The 13,613-nt window shown below is 60.7% G+C and carries 13 protein-coding genes; 11 read left to right on the forward strand and 2 right to left on the reverse strand.

The genetic code is table 11. The annotated features are described in order from the left end of the window. Positions 1-21: 21 nt before the first annotated feature. On the reverse strand, positions 22-3,201 hold the full coding sequence (rne, locus tag M5B43_RS10920) for a ribonuclease E (protein ID WP_248750116.1): 3,180 nt from the start codon (positions 3,199-3,201) through the stop codon (positions 22-24). A 758-nt stretch (positions 3,202-3,959) separates the two neighbouring features. Here rne and rluC point away from each other — a divergent pair. The 3 genes from rluC to M5B43_RS10935 are packed head-to-tail and all read left to right on the forward strand — an operon-like array spanning position 3,960 to position 6,573. Next, entirely contained in the window at positions 3,960-4,919 is a 960-nt protein-coding gene (gene rluC / locus M5B43_RS10925) for a 23S rRNA pseudouridine(955/2504/2580) synthase RluC (RefSeq protein ID WP_248750117.1), read from the forward strand. Continuing rightward, complete coding sequence (locus M5B43_RS10930) at positions 4,906-5,568, forward strand: HAD-IA family hydrolase (RefSeq protein ID WP_248750118.1); 663 nt, start codon at positions 4,906-4,908, stop codon at positions 5,566-5,568. The genes rluC and M5B43_RS10930 overlap by 14 nt, the downstream gene beginning before the upstream one ends. 21 nt (positions 5,569-5,589) lie before the next feature. Then, the gene (locus M5B43_RS10935) at positions 5,590-6,573 is read left to right on the forward strand and encodes a S49 family peptidase (protein WP_248750119.1); all 984 of its coding nucleotides are present in this window, start codon (positions 5,590-5,592) and stop codon (positions 6,571-6,573) included. 133 nt (positions 6,574-6,706) lie between these two features. Here M5B43_RS10935 and M5B43_RS10940 read toward each other — a convergent pair whose 3' ends face one another. After that, complete coding sequence (locus M5B43_RS10940) at positions 6,707-7,285, reverse strand: nucleoside triphosphate pyrophosphatase (protein WP_248750120.1); 579 nt, start codon at positions 7,283-7,285, stop codon at positions 6,707-6,709. A gap of 105 nt (positions 7,286-7,390) precedes the next feature. On the opposite strand from M5B43_RS10940, the gene M5B43_RS10945 reads away from it, so the two are divergent. From M5B43_RS10945 to pabC, 8 genes are all read left to right on the forward strand, one after another. Then, a complete protein-coding gene (locus M5B43_RS10945; protein WP_123718901.1) occupies positions 7,391-7,921 on the forward strand; it encodes a YceD family protein in 531 nt (176 codons plus the stop codon). Positions 7,922-7,934: 13 nt separating this feature from the next. After that, positions 7,935-8,117: a 50S ribosomal protein L32 gene (gene rpmF / locus M5B43_RS10950; RefSeq protein ID WP_008152339.1), complete on the forward strand. Its 183-nt coding sequence runs from the start codon at positions 7,935-7,937 to the stop codon at positions 8,115-8,117. Positions 8,118-8,121: 4 nt separating this feature from the next. Beyond that, the gene (plsX, locus tag M5B43_RS10955) at positions 8,122-9,132 is read left to right on the forward strand and encodes a phosphate acyltransferase PlsX (RefSeq protein ID WP_248750121.1); all 1,011 of its coding nucleotides are present in this window, start codon (positions 8,122-8,124) and stop codon (positions 9,130-9,132) included. 145 nt (positions 9,133-9,277) lie between these two features. Then, a complete protein-coding gene (fabD, locus tag M5B43_RS10960; RefSeq protein ID WP_248750122.1) occupies positions 9,278-10,216 on the forward strand; it encodes an ACP S-malonyltransferase in 939 nt (312 codons plus the stop codon). Positions 10,217-10,253: 37 nt separating this feature from the next. Next, positions 10,254-10,997 (forward strand): 3-oxoacyl-ACP reductase FabG, encoded by a 744-nt coding sequence (gene fabG / locus M5B43_RS10965; RefSeq protein ID WP_015885432.1) that lies wholly within the window; start codon positions 10,254-10,256, stop codon positions 10,995-10,997. 191 nt (positions 10,998-11,188) lie between these two features. Next, a complete protein-coding gene (gene acpP, locus M5B43_RS10970; RefSeq protein ID WP_003175607.1) occupies positions 11,189-11,425 on the forward strand; it encodes an acyl carrier protein in 237 nt (78 codons plus the stop codon). Positions 11,426-11,553: 128 nt separating this feature from the next. Further along, positions 11,554-12,798, forward strand: a complete 1,245-nt coding sequence (gene fabF, locus M5B43_RS10975) for a beta-ketoacyl-ACP synthase II (RefSeq protein ID WP_248750123.1) — start codon at positions 11,554-11,556, stop codon at positions 12,796-12,798. Continuing rightward, a complete protein-coding gene (gene pabC, locus M5B43_RS10980; protein ID WP_248750221.1) occupies positions 12,798-13,613 on the forward strand; it encodes an aminodeoxychorismate lyase in 816 nt (271 codons plus the stop codon). The genes fabF and pabC overlap by 1 nt, the downstream gene beginning before the upstream one ends.

Below are 13,613 nucleotides of genomic sequence, written 5' to 3' on the forward strand. Positions count from 1 at the left end.
GCTTTTTAGTGGCGGGTGGAATCAGACGAGGGGTTTAGGCTCGTGCTCTGCTTCCAGGGCCTTGTGCTCAACCACGGTCTCGGCAACCGGGGCGGGTACCGGGGTGGCTTCGACAGCGGGCGGTGCAGCAGCGGCAGCAGCGGCGGCAGCTTCAGCTTCCTTGCGACGACGACGCACTTCACGTGGGTCATTCGGCGCACGGCCGTTTTCGGTCAGGGCGCTGGCAGGAGCCGCCTCAACCACAGGGGCCGCCACTTCGGCAACCACAGGCGCTTCAACCACGGGTGCAGGCTCGGCAACCACAACCGGTGCTTCAACCACTTCGGCAACCGGGGCTGGCGCCTCTTCTACCACGGGGGCTGGTGCTTCTTCGGCGGGGGCGGCAGGTTCGGCAGTCCACTGGAAGGCGGTCTGTTCTTCGCGAACTTCACGCACTGCCGGGGCAGCTTCGACAACCACGGCGTCAACCACGGCCACTTCAACCACAGGCTGAGGCTCGACCGTCGGTGCTGGTTCAGCAGCAGCGACTTCGACTTCAGGCTGGGTTTCGCGAACCGGTGCAACTTCCACTTCCGGAACCACTGGGGCTTCGATAGGGGTAATGGCTTCGACGACTGGCGCTTCAACAGCTGGGGTCTCAACCACTGGGGTTTCGACAACCGGTGCTTCTACTGCAACTGTTTCTTCAACGGCGGCGGTAGCGCGTTCGGCCTGTTCGTGAGCCTGGGCTTCAGCAGGTGCGCTGATAACCGAGCTGGCAACGGCAGCAGTGACGGCCAGGCCGGCAGCCAGTTCGGCAGCGGTTGGTTCGTGGGTAGCCGCTTCTGCGTTTTCGCCGGCTTCTTCGGAGCCTTCGATCACGTTGCCGTTGGCGTCGCGTTGACGCTCGCGACGGTTGCTGCGACGACGCTGACCACGGGAGCGACGGCGTGGGCGATCGCCTTCGGCGTTGTCCTGGCCGTCTTCCTGCAGTTGCTCTTCGCCGGTCAGTACTTCTTCTTCACTGGCAGCGGCTTGCTCGGCACGAGGTTGACGCTCTTCGCGTGGCGGGCGTGGCTGACGCTCTTCACGAGGTGCGCGCTCTTCACGCGGCTGACGCGCCGGGCGTTCTTCGCTGGTGGCTGCTGCGGCTGCAACGGCCGCAACGGCCGCAACGGCTGGCGCGGCGTCCAGTGGCTCACGCAGTTCACGCACGCGCTCTTCGCGCTCGCCACGTGGCTTGCGATCTTCACGCGGGGCGCGAGGTGTGCGAGGTGCACGCTCTTCACGCGGTGCACGTTCTTCACGGGCTACGGTTGGTGTGTCTTCACGGGCTTCGCGAGGCGCACGCTCTTCACGTGGCGCACGTTCTTCACGAGGCTTGCGCTCTTCGTCACGGCGACCGTTGCGGTTACGGCTTTGCTGGCGGCCGTTGCGGCGTTCTTCGTTGCGGGCTGGGCGCTCGGTGGCGGGTTTTTCGACCACAACCGGTGCCGCAGGCTCTTCCTTGGTGGCGAACAGGCTGACCAGCGACTTGACCAGGCCCTTGAACAGGCTTGGCTCAGGCATGGCGGCTGGTGCGGCAACTGGAGCGGCGACTTCAGTTGGAACCGGTGCGTTGGCACGCGCCGGCGCGGTCTTCACAGCAGCTTCCTGGCGAACCAGCGTGCGGGTCGCAGCGGCTGGCTGGACTTCTTCCACTTCAGCGGCAGCAGCGGCGATTTCGTAGCTGGACTGGCCGCTGTGGGCTTCCGGGCTGTCATCACGCAGGCGCTGCACTTCGAAATGTGGCGTCTCGAGGTGGTCGTTCGGCAGGATGACGATGCGGGCACGGGTGCGCAGTTCGATCTTGGTGATCGAGTTGCGTTTTTCGTTGAGCAGGAACGCTGCAACCGGAATCGGCACTTGGGCGCGGACTTCGGCGGTGCGGTCTTTCAGGGCTTCTTCTTCGATCAGGCGCAGGATCGCCAGGGACAGCGATTCAACGTCACGGATGATGCCGGTGCCGTTGCAACGCGGGCAGACGATGCCGCTGCTCTCGCCCAGGGATGGACGCAGGCGTTGACGGGACATTTCCAGCAGGCCGAAGCGCGAGATGCGGCCGACTTGCACGCGAGCGCGGTCAGCTTCCAGGCATTCGCGGACTTTCTCTTCCACGGCGCGCTGGTTCTTGGCTGGGGTCATGTCGATGAAGTCGATGACGATCAGGCCGCCGATATCACGCAGGCGCAGTTGGCGGGCGATTTCTTCAGCCGCTTCCAGGTTGGTCTGCAGGGCGGTTTCTTCGATGTCGCTACCTTTCGTGGCGCGCGCCGAGTTGATGTCGATGGACACCAGGGCTTCGGTCGGGTCGATCACGATGGAGCCGCCGGAAGGCAGTTCGACCACGCGCTGGAAGGCGGTCTCGATCTGGCTTTCGATCTGGAAACGGTTGAACAGCGGCACGCTGTCTTCGTACAGCTTGATCTTGCTGGCGTACTGCGGCATCACCTGGCGGATGAAGGTCAGGGCTTCGTCCTGGGCTTCAACGCTGTCGATCAGCACTTCGCCGATGTCCTGGCGCAGGTAGTCGCGGATGGCGCGGATGATGACGTTGCTTTCCTGGTAGATCAGGAACGGCGCGGAACGATCCAGGGACGCTTCTTTGATAGCGGTCCACAGTTGCAGCAGGTAGTCGAGGTCCCACTGCATTTCTTCGCTGCTGCGGCCCAGGCCGGCAGTGCGCACGATCAGGCCCATGTCGGCCGGTGCGATCAGGCCGTTGAGCGCTTCACGCAGTTCGTTGCGCTCTTCGCCTTCGATGCGACGGGAAATGCCGCCGGCACGTGGGTTGTTCGGCATCAGCACCAGGTAACGACCGGCCAGGCTGATGAAGGTGGTCAGGGCTGCGCCCTTGTTGCCACGTTCTTCTTTTTCGACCTGGACGATGACTTCCTGGCCTTCGCTCAGGACGTCCTTGATGTTCACGCGGCCTTCAGGGGCTTTCTTGAAGTATTCGCGGGAGATTTCTTTGAGGGGCAGGAAGCCGTGGCGCTCGGAGCCGAAGTCGACAAAGGCAGCCTCAAGGCTTGGTTCGATGCGAGTAATACGGCCTTTATAGATGTTGGCCTTCTTTTGCTCGCGTGCACCGGATTCGATGTCCAGGTCGTAGAGGCGTTGGCCATCTACCAGTGCAACACGCAACTCTTCGGGTTGAGTTGCGTTAATCAGCATTCTTTTCATGTTGTACCGTCGGTTTCCGGGCTGCCGGAAACGGCGTTCGGCACACACGACTTCTCACGGTCGGTGTCAGGTGCGTCAAGAGTGGTTGGCCACTCCAGTGTCCAGCAAAATCGGCCAATTGGGCCGGTATCGCGACGGACGCGTCCTGCTTGTTAGCGGTGGTGACAAAGGCACCACTTCAACAAAAGCTAAGGTCAGGAGGAGGAATCAACCGGCGACTGTGGACGAGATGAAGCGTCTAAATATAAGCCTAGTGCTACACGGTCCGACGGTTGTGCATCTCCACCCTACACGTATCCCTGATAATTCGGGTGCTGCCGCGCGCAGAATCCGCAGCGGGTTGGCATTTACCGTGTTCTCCAATGGGGAGTCCACGCTCATGGCTAAACAAGACTAGGTGTGGGCGACTGCGCTCTCACTCAGCTCTTAACAGGCGTTGTTTCCGAAGCATTCGCCATGGTCTGGCTCAAGACTGACTGCACTTTGTGAACTGGCCGTAAATATCGGCGCAGAACGCGAGTATTCACTCTGCTTTCTGCGCTCGCTTCAGGCCTCATGTCACCTGCGCTTGTTACAATCTCGAGCCTTCCAGGGTGGCGAAAGCCCCGTAGGACGGCCTCGCGTCCTGATGAATTGCGATGGTCAGGGCCGGCAGTTTGCCGCTAATCCTCTGTCCAGGCCGCTTTTGGCGGCGTTCGCGACTATAGCAGCAATGATTAAGTGCTTCAATTCCATAAAAAATTGTTATCATCGCCGGCATGACGAATACCGCCCCCCAGACCCCCAGCGTCCAGCTGCTCGAGGTCTCGCCGGAATATGCCGGCCAACGCATCGATAATTTTCTTCTGGCCAGGCTCAAGGGCGTGCCCAAGACCTTGATCTACCGCATTTTGCGTAAAGGCGAAGTGCGCGTGAACAAGGGGCGCATCAAGCCTGAGTACAAGCTGCAGGCGGGCGATATCGTCCGTGTGCCGCCTGTGCGCGTGCCTGAGCGTGACGAGCCCGTGCCGCTGGCCCAGGGCCTGTTGCAGCGCCTGGAGGCGTCCATTGTCTACGAAGACAGCAAGCTGATCGTGATCAACAAACCGTGCGGCATTGCGGTCCACGGTGGCAGCGGCCTGAACTTCGGTGTGATCGAAGCTTTCCGCCAGTTGCGCCCGGATGCCAAGGAACTGGAGCTGGTCCACCGCCTGGACCGGGATACCTCTGGCCTTTTGATGATCGCCAAGAAGCGCAGTATGTTGCGCCACCTGCACACCGCCCTGCGTGGCGATGGCGTGGACAAGCGCTACATGGCCTTGGTGCGTGGCCACTGGGCCAGCTCCATCAAGAGCGTCCGCGCGCCGTTGCAGAAGAGCAACCTGCGTTCCGGCGAACGCATGGTGGAAGTGGACGAGGAGGGTAAAGAGGCCCTGACCCTGTTCAAGGTTCTGCGCCGCTTCGGCGACTTCGCCACCCTGGTCGAGGCCAAGCCGGTGACCGGGCGTACGCACCAGATTCGCGTGCACACCTTGCATGCCGGTCATTGCATCGCGGGCGATACCAAGTATGGCGACGAGGATTTCTCCAAGGAAATTCGCGACTTGGGCGGCAAGCGCCTGTTCCTGCATGCCTACATGCTGACGGTGCCGCTGCCAGACGGTGGCGAGCTGAAGCTGCAGGCCCCTGTCGATGAGATGTGGGCCAAGACCGTGGAGCGTTTGAGTGTCGCACCTTGACTACAAGCTGCTGATCTTCGATTGGGACGGGACGCTGGCCAACTCCATTGGTCGGATTGTCGAATCGATGCACGTGGCGTCGACCCGTTCTGGCTTCGAGTTGTGCAGCGACCTGGCGGTCAAGGGCATCATCGGTCTGGGTTTGCCTGAAGCCATCCGCACCCTGTACCCGGACATCGACGACGACCAACTGATAGCGTTTCGGCAGCATTACGCCGATCACTACATCGCCCTCGAAGCTGAGCCTTCGCCGCTGTTCGATGGCGTGCGGCAATCCCTGGAGGTGTTCCGCGCCGAGGGGTATCACCTCGCCGTGGCCACCGGCAAGGCCCGTCGCGGGCTGGATCGGGTGCTCAAGGCCCACGGTTGGGAAGATTATTTCGACATTACCCGTGCAGCGGATGAAACCGCCAGCAAGCCCCATCCTCTGATGTTGGAGCAGATCCTGGCTCATTGCGGCGCCGCGCCGCGCCAGGCATTGATGGTGGGGGACGCGTCCTTCGACCTGATGATGGCGCGCAACGCCGGTATGGACAGCGTGGCGGTCAGCTATGGCGCTCAGTCCGCCCAAGTGTTGCAGCAGTACGAGCCCAGGCTGACGATTGATCATTTTTCCGAACTGCAAGCCTGGCTCAGCCGGGCTCAATAAGTCTTTGCTGGGGTTAATGGCATGAGTGACGAGTGGAAAGCGCCCGAAAAGGCTGAAAGCAGTGATGATAAAAGCTGGAAACTGCTGGAGAAGACCCTGCTGGCCAGCGTTCAGGAACAACGTCGTTCGCGGCGCTGGGGGATTTTCTTCAAATTGCTGACCTTCGTTTATCTGCTCGGCATGCTGGCGCTGTTCAGTCCGCTGATGGATATGGAAAAAAGTGCCACCCGTGGCGCTCACTACACTGCCTTGATCGACGTGCGCGGAGTGATTGCCGACAAGGAGTCCGCCAGCGCCGACAATATCGTCAGCAGCCTGCGCGCCGCGTTTGAAGACACCAAGGTCAAGGCCGTGATCCTGCGCATCAACAGTCCGGGCGGCAGCCCTGTGCAGTCGGGCTATGTGTACGACGAAATTCGCCGCCTGCGGGCGCTGCACCCGGATACCAAGCTCTACGCCGTGATTTCTGACCTGGGTGCCTCGGGTGCCTATTACATTGCCAGCGCTGCTGACCAGATCTACGCCGATAAGGCCAGCCTGGTCGGTTCCATTGGCGTGACGGCGGCGGGTTATGGTTTTGTCGGCACCATGGAGAAACTGGGGGTTGAGCGTCGCACCTACACCTCGGGTGAGCACAAGTCGTTCCTTGACCCCTTCCAGCCGCAAAAGGCCGATGAAACCCAGTTCTGGCAAGGCGTCCTGGACACGACCCATCGTCAGTTCATTGCCAGCGTGAAGCAGGGGCGTGGCGATCGGCTGAAGGATAAAGACCATCCGGAGCTGTTCTCCGGGCTGGTCTGGTCGGGCGAGCAGGCGTTGCCGCTGGGCTTGATCGATGGCCTGGGCAGTGCCAGTTCGGTGGCGCGGGATGTGATTGGCGAGAAAGAGTTGGTGGATTTTACGGTTGAGGAATCGCCGTTCGATCGTTTCTCCAAGAAGCTTGGTGCCAGTGTGGCTGAGAAGCTGGCCTTGTACATGGGCTTCCAGGGCCCGACGCTGCGCTGATGTCTCGGCTCTGACGCAGTTCAAGATGTGGGAGCGGGCTTGCTCGCGAATGCGGAGTGTCAGTCACTGAAGATTTGGCTGATTCATCGCCTTCGCGAGCAAGCCCGCTCCCACAGTTGATTTCGTGGTGGGCCTAAGGGATTTGTGCGCCTTCGGCCAGGAGCATATCCACCAGTCGAATCAGCGGTAGCCCAACAAGGCTGGTCGCATCCGGTCCTTCAGTACTCTGAAACAGACTCACGCCCAGCCCTTCAGCCTTGAAGCTGCCGGCGCAGTCATACGGTTGCTCGATCCGCAGGTAGCGCTCAATGCGTTCCACGTCCAGCTCGCGCATGTGCACGGTGAACGGCACGCAGTCGACCTGGCAATGCCCTGTCTCGCTGTTCAGCAGTGCCAGCCCGGTGAGGAAGCTCACACGTTTTCCGCTGGCCGCCAGCAGTTGCTCGCGGGCATTCTCGACTGTATGCGGCTTGCCGATGATCCGCCCTTCAAGTGCGGCCACCTGGTCCGAACCGATAATCAAATGCCCAGGATGGCTGGCGGCGAGGGCGCGGGCCTTTTGTTCGGCCAGGCGCTTGACCAGCTCAACGGCCGATTCATCCGGGTGGTGGCTTTCGTCGATATCCGGCGAGCTGCAGGTGAACGGCAAGTGCAGGCGGCTCAGCAATTCCCGGCGATAAACCGAGCTGGATGCGAGTAATAAAGGCAGCATGGACGTCTCCTCAAGGCAGCCGCAGATTCTAGCCGGGCGACCGGCTGACGCACAGGGCTGAATTTCCTTTGACATGGCTGGGTGCATCCCTATAATGCTGCGCCTATGTTGAATGACCCGATTCCACCTCACGTTGACCCGCGCAAATTGGCAGATCGTGGCACTTCCCTTCAAGGTGAATTGCCGCTGGCCGATTTGGAGAGACTCTGCGACCCGCTTTCCGACACTGTCGGTACGGTGCAGGCCAAATTTGTTTTTGAACGAGATGAACGTAAATCTGTGGTAATCCACAGCTTTATCGACACCGAGGTCAAAATGGTTTGCCAGCGTTGTCTTGAGCTGGTCACCCTGCCGATCCACAGCGAGTGCAGTTATGCTGTGGTGAAGGAGGGTGCGAATACCCAGTCGTTGCCGAAAGGTTATGACGTGCTGGAACTGGGCGAAGATCCTTTGGATCTGCATGCACTGATCGAGGAGGAGCTTCTGCTCGCCTTGCCCATTGTGCCTGCTCATCATCCGGAAGAATGCCAGCAGCCGGCGGGCCTCGATGACGAGCCCGAACCGAGCGAGGACGAGGTAACGCGGTCCAACCCGTTCAGTGTATTGGCGCAGTTAAAGCGTGACCCAAACGTTTAGGAGTTAATCAATTATGGCTGTTCAGCAGAACAAAAAATCCCGCTCTGCCCGTGACATGCGTCGTTCGCACGACGCCCTGACGGCAAGCACTCTGTCCGTAGAAAAGACCACTGGTGAAATTCACCTGCGTCACCACGTATCGCCAGAAGGCGTATACCGTGGCCGTAAAGTGATCGACAAGGGCGCTGACGAGTAATCACTTGTCTGCTCAAGTCATCGCGATTGACGCAATGGGCGGGGACTTCGGTCCCCGCAGCATTGTTCAGGCCAGCATTGCCAGCCTGTCTGCAACGCCCTCGCTGCACCTGACCCTTGTCGGTCAACCCTCCCTTCTTGAAGAATTGATTGCCAGCCATCCGGCGGTGGATCGCGCGCGCCTGACGATTACGCCGGCCAGCGAAGCCATCAGTATGGATGAAAAGCCGGCTGCGGCCCTGCGTGGCAAGCCCGACTCTTCAATGCGGGTGGCCCTGGAGCTGTTGCGTGATGGCAAGGTGCAGGCGTGTGTCAGTGCGGGCAATACCGGCGCATTGATGGCGTTGTCGCGGCATGTGCTCAAGACCCTCCCAGGCATTGACCGACCGGCGATGGTGGCGGCGATTCCTACGCAGAACGGCTACTGCCAGTTGCTGGACCTGGGCGCCAACGTCGATTGCAGTGCCGAGCATCTGTTCCAGTTCGCCGTGATGGGCTCGGTGGCCGCCGAAGCGCTGGGCGTGGCTCGGCCACGGGTGGCCTTGCTGAATATCGGAACCGAAGACATCAAGGGCAATCAGCAGGTCAAGCTCGCCGCCACGTTGTTGCAGGGCGCGCGGGGTTTGAACTACATCGGCTTCGTCGAAGGTGACGGCTTGTATCGTGGTGAGGCGGATGTGGTGGTGTGTGACGGATTTGTCGGCAATATCCTGCTCAAGTCCAGTGAAGGGCTGGCGACCATGATTGCCGCGCGTATCGAGGCTTTGTTCAAACGCAACCTGGCGTCGCGTCTGGTAGGGGGCTTGGCGCTGCCGCTGATGCGCCGGTTGCAGGCTGACCTGGCGCCCGCACGGCATAACGGGGCGAGCTTCCTGGGCCTGCAGGGCATTGTAGTCAAGAGCCACGGCTCGGCAGGTGTGGAGGGCTTTCAGAGTGCGATTGCGCGGGCCCTGATCGAGATCCAGGAAAATCTGCCGCAACGCTTGCACGGCCGTCTTGAGGATCTGTTGCCTTAGGCGAATTGGCTCGGGAGTGCTTAAATGTGACCGGCCAGTTCAATTGACCATCCAATCTGTCAGTTTCGTGCGCTCCCACCCTTGGGATTCATCTCAAGATCGGGAGCGACCATTTTTGACGACCCGATCATTAGGGGCTTGTTACATGTCTACATCCCTCGCATTCGTCTTTCCAGGGCAGGGTTCGCAGTCCCTCGGCATGTTGGCCGAGCTGGGCGCGCAATATCCGCTGATCCTGGAAACTTTCAAGGAAGCCTCCGACGCCCTGGGTTACGACCTGTGGGCACTGACCCAGCAAGGGCCGGAAGAGCAACTCAATCAAACCGATAAAACCCAGCCGGCCATCCTGACCGCTTCGATCGCCCTGTGGCGCTTGTGGCTGGCGGAAGGCGGCGCCCGCCCTGCATTTGTGGCCGGTCACAGCCTGGGTGAATACAGCGCCCTGGTGGCGGCGGGCAGCCTGACCCTCGGTGAAGCGGTCAAGCTGGTCGAGCGTCGTGGCCAGTTGATGCAGGAGGCCGTTCCGGCAGGGCAGGGCGGTATGGCTGCTATCCTGGGCTTGGACGACGCAGTGGTGATCCAAGCCTGCGCCGAAGCGGCACAAGGCGAGGTGGTCAGTGCGGTGAACTTCAACTCCCCTGGCCAGGTGGTGATCGCCGGCGCCAAGGCGGCGGTTGATCGTGCCATCGAAGGCTGCAAGGCCCGTGGTGCCAAGCGTGCCTTGCCATTGCCGGTGAGCGTGCCGTCGCACTGCGAGCTGATGCGCCCGGCGGCCGAGCGGTTTGCCGAGTCCATCGCTGCGATCAACTGGCAGGCACCGCAGATCCCGCTGGTGCAGAACGTCAGCGCAGCGGTTGCATTGGATCTTGAAACGCTCAAGCGCGACCTGCTGGAGCAGCTCTACAAGCCGGTACGCTGGGTTGAGTCGGTCCAGACCCTGGCCGCCAATGGCGCCACTGAGCTGGTCGAGTGCGGCCCGGGCAAGGTCCTGGCTGGCTTGAACAAGCGCTGCGCCGACGGTGTGTCGACCGCGAACCTCAATACCCCGGATGCCTTCGCTGCCGCCCGCGCGGCACTGGCCTGAACGCTTGATCCCGATTCTGAACTTAGGAGAAGCCTGCATGAGTCTGCAAGGTAAAGTTGCACTGGTCACCGGCGCAAGCCGTGGCATTGGCCAGGCGATCGCCCTGGAGCTGGGCCGTCAGGGCGCCGTTGTCATCGGTACTGCCACTTCCGCTTCGGGCGCCGAGCGTATCGCCGCGACCCTGAAGGAAAACGGCGTTCAGGGCACAGGTCTTGAGCTGAATGTGACCAGCGATGAGTCCGTTGCCGCTGTGCTGGCCGAGATTACCGCGCAGTTCGGCGCGCCGGCGATTCTGGTCAACAACGCCGGTATCACCCGCGACAACCTGATGATGCGCATGAAAGACGACGAGTGGTACGACGTGGTCGACACCAACTTGAACAGTCTGTTTCGCCTGTCCAAGGGTGTTTTGCGCGGCATGACCAAGGCGCGTTGGGGCCGAATTATCAATATTGGCTCCGTAGTGGGTGCCATGGGCAACGCAGGCCAAGTAAACTACGCCGCCGCCAAGGCCGGTCTGGAAGGTTTCAGCCGTGCACTGGCGCGTGAAGTCGGCTCGCGGTCGATTACGGTCAACTCGGTGGCTCCAGGGTTCATCGACACCGATATGACCCGCGAACTGCCCGAGGCACAGCGTGAGGCGTTGCTGACGCAGATTCCGCTGGGCCGTCTGGGCCAGGCTCAAGAGATCGCGAATGTGGTCACTTTCCTGGCATCCGACGGTGCGGCATACGTGACTGGGGCTACAATCCCGGTTAACGGCGGGATGTACATGAGTTAAATTGTGACGGATCGCTTCAAAAAAATGTCATACGAGCTGTCTAAAATCCGTTATAAAGCTGCAACTTAATTTATAGACAGGTGGCCGACCGGGTACAGGGTGAAGCTTTCAGTTGAAAAGCTGAAAAGGCTTTCTATACACTTACCCACTGGCCAGCTGCCTGAATTTGTCCATTAGGAGTTAAACAAGGTATGAGCACCATCGAAGAGCGCGTCAAGAAAATCGTTGCCGAGCAACTGGGCGTCAAAGAAGAAGAAGTGGTCAACACTGCTTCCTTCGTAGAAGACCTGGGTGCCGATTCCCTTGACACCGTTGAGCTGGTGATGGCTCTGGAAGAGGAATTCGAGACCGAAATCCCGGACGAAGAAGCTGAAAAAATCACTACTGTTCAAGCTGCTATCGACTACGTTACTAGCCACCAGGCGTAATAGTTTGTAGTCGTCGCTTGCTGTCAGGGAAAAACCGCACTGCTGTAACGGCGTGCGGTTTTTTCTTTAGCCCTGATGAAAAGTGAGCGTTGAAGCAAAGTGTCGTCATCAAGAAAAAGGAGAGTGCTGTGTCGCGTAGACGCGTCGTAGTCACCGGTATGGGTATGTTGTCGCCACTGGGCACGGATGTGCCGAGCAGTTGGCAGGGCATTCTGGCTGGCCACAGTGGTATTGGTCTGATCGAACACACGGACCTTTCTGCCTATTCCACCCGTTTTGGCGGCTCGGTAAAGGGCTTCAATGTCGAGGAATATCTCTCGGTCAAGGAGTCCCGCAAACTCGACCTGTTCATTCAATACGGCCTGGCAGCCGGTTTTCAGGCAGTGCGTAACGCCGGCCTGGAAGTCACCGACGCCAACCGTGAGCGCATCGGCGTAGCCATGGGTTCGGGTATTGGCGGTTTGACCAATATCGAAGAAACCAGCCGCACGCTGCATGATTCCGGCCCCCGTCGAATTTCACCGTTCTTCGTGCCGGGCTCGATCATCAACATGATTTCCGGTTTCCTGTCCATCCACTTGGGTGCACAGGGGCCCAACTACGCCATTGCCACGGCGTGTACCACGGGTACGCACTGCATCGGCATGGCGGCACGCAACATCGCCTACGACGAAGCTGACGTGATGATCGCCGGTGGCGCCGAAATGGCGGCCTGTGGTCTGGGCATGGGCGGCTTTGGCGCGTCCCGCGCGCTGTCGACCCGCAATGACGAACCGACCCGTGCCAGCCGTCCATGGGACAAGGGCCGTGACGGTTTCGTACTCTCCGACGGTGCCGGCGCGCTGGTACTGGAAGAGTTGGAGCACGCCAAGGCGCGTGGAGCGACCATCTACGCCGAGCTGATCGGCTTTGGCATGAGCGGCGACGCCTACCACATGACTTCGCCACCGTCCGACGGTGCCGGTGCTGCGCGTTGCATCACCAATGCCCTGCGCGACGCGAAGGTCAACCCCAGCCAGGTGCAGTACATCAACGCCCACGGCACCTCGACCCCGACCGGCGACCTGGCGGAAGCCGAGGCCATCAAGTCGGTGTTCGGCGAGCACGCCTACAACCTGGCGGTCAGTTCCACCAAGTCCATGACCGGTCACCTGTTGGGTGCGGCCGGCGCGGTCGAGGCGATCTTCAGTGTAATGGCCATCAAGGACCAGGTCGCTCCGCCGACCATCAACCTCGATGAGCCGGACGAAGGCTGTGACCTGAACTTCGTGCCTCACGAAGCCCAGCCGATGCCGATTGATGTGGTGATCTCCAACTCGTTCGGTTTCGGGGGGACCAACGGCTCCCTGGTGTTCCGCCGGTTCGCCGAGTGATGCACCGCTGGGTCGACGGTCAGCCAGCGGACAGCGTGCCCCTGAAAGACCGTGGCCTGGCGTACGGCGACGGTCTGTTCGAGACCATCGCCGTGAGGGGCGGGCAGCCCGTGCTGCTCGACCGTCACCTGCAGCGCCTTGAGGAGGGTTGCAGGCGCCTTGCGTTTGTTGTGGATCACGTACTGGTTCGCAGTGAAGTGCTCCGCTTTGCCGCCGCCCTCGGCGACGGTGTCCTCAAGTTGATCCTGACCCGCGGCGACAGCCTGCGCGGTTATGGCATCAACCCCGGCGCCCCGGTGCGCCGCATCTTGCAGGGCAGTCCGCCCGCCACCTATCCCATCGCCCATGGCACTGACGGCATTCGTCTGTTTCCATGCGCCACCCGCTTGGCCGAGCAGCCGCTGCTGGCGGGTCTCAAGCACCTCAACCGCCTCGAACAAGTGATCGCGCGCGCTGAATGGCAAGATTCCGAGCACGCCGAAGGCTTGATGCTGGATATGTCCGGTCGTGTGATCGAAGGTGTCTTCAGCAACCTGTTCCTGGTGCGCAACGGCTTGTTACTAACCGCTGATCTGAATCGTTGCGGCGTGGCCGGCGTGATGCGCGGCGAGATACTGGCCCTGGCACATGGGCTGGGCGTCCCGGTAGCCGTGGCCGACATCAGCCTTGAGCAGTTGCAACAGGCCGATGAGGTCTTCGTCTGCAACAGCGTTTATGGCATTTGGCCGGTGCGTGGATGCGCTGCGATGAGCTGGTCGGTTGGCCCGCTCACCCGTAAACTGCAGGGCATTGTTCGCGCATTATTGGAAGTTTGA

The organism is Pseudomonas sp. MWU15-20650, from assembly GCF_023242475.1.
Taxonomy (GTDB): domain Bacteria; phylum Pseudomonadota; class Gammaproteobacteria; order Pseudomonadales; family Pseudomonadaceae; genus Aquipseudomonas.